At 64.4% G+C, this 1,055-nt stretch carries 1 protein-coding gene; it reads right to left on the bottom strand.

Annotated elements, in window-relative coordinates; genetic code table 11:
• On the bottom strand, nt 1-1,055 hold a 1,055-nt coding region (locus ACW7G2_RS14030; RefSeq protein WP_456976838.1), incomplete at both ends, for a catalase.

Here is a 1,055-nt window from a genome sequence, read left to right as displayed (position 1 = left end):
ACCGGACTGCGCACGCCGCCCAGCAGGGCACCGGCCACCGTCTCCACCAGGCCATCTCGATCGGCGTCGCTGAATACCTCGCGCACCAGGGTGCCGGGCTGGATGAAGTCGTCGTCATCCGAACGCAGGGTGTAGGCGTTGCGCACCATCTGGCCGTCAGCCTCCCACCCGTCCTCCATCACTCCGGTCTCGTCTGCCCAGGTGCGGCCGCCGCTGTTGGGGGCGTACACCGGTGCCGCGCCGCTGTGGTGATAGGTCATGTGGCCATCAAACATGTAGGTGTTGACCGGCACCTTGGGCTGGTTGACCGGCAGCTGGTGGAAGTTGGTGCCGATCCGGCGGCGCTGGGCGTCGTTGTAGGCGAACGCGCGGCCGAGCAGCATCTTGTCCGGCGACAGCCCAATCCCCGGCACCGTGTTGCCTGGCGAGAACGCCGCCTGCTCGATCTGGGCGAAGAAGTTCTCCGGATTGCGGTTGAGGGTCATGGTGCCCACGCGGATCAGCGGGTAGTCGGCGTGCGGCCAAACCTTGGTCAGGTCGAATGGATTGAAGCGGTAGGTCTTGGCGTCCTCATACGGCATCACCTGCACCGAAAGCACCCACTGGGGGTGATCGCCGCGGGCGATGGCGTCGAACAGGTCGCGGCGGTGGAAGTCAGCGTCGCTGCCGGCCATGTCCATGGCCTCGGCGTTGGAGAAGAACTCCATGCCCTGCTGGGTGTGGAAGTGGTACTTCACCCAGAACCGCTCGCCGGCTGCGTTGATCCACATGAAGGTATGCGAGCCATAGCCGTTCATGTTCCGCCAGCTGCGCGGCAGGCCACGCGGGCCCATCAGGTAGGTCACCTGGTGGGCTGATTCCGGGTTGGAACTCCAGAAATCCCACTGCATGTGGTTGTCGCGCAGGCCCGAATCCGCCAGACGCTTCTGGCTGCGGATGAAGTGCGGGAACTTCATGGAGTCGCGCACGAAGAAGATCGGGGTGTTGTTGCCAACCAGGTCGTAGTTGCCTTCTTCGGTATAGAACTTGAGCGAGAACCCGCGCACGTCCCGCCA

This window comes from Luteimonas sp. A277, assembly GCF_054052045.1.
The sequence above is the reverse complement of the archived record's forward strand: the minus strand, read 5'-3'. Positions and strand labels throughout refer to the sequence as shown.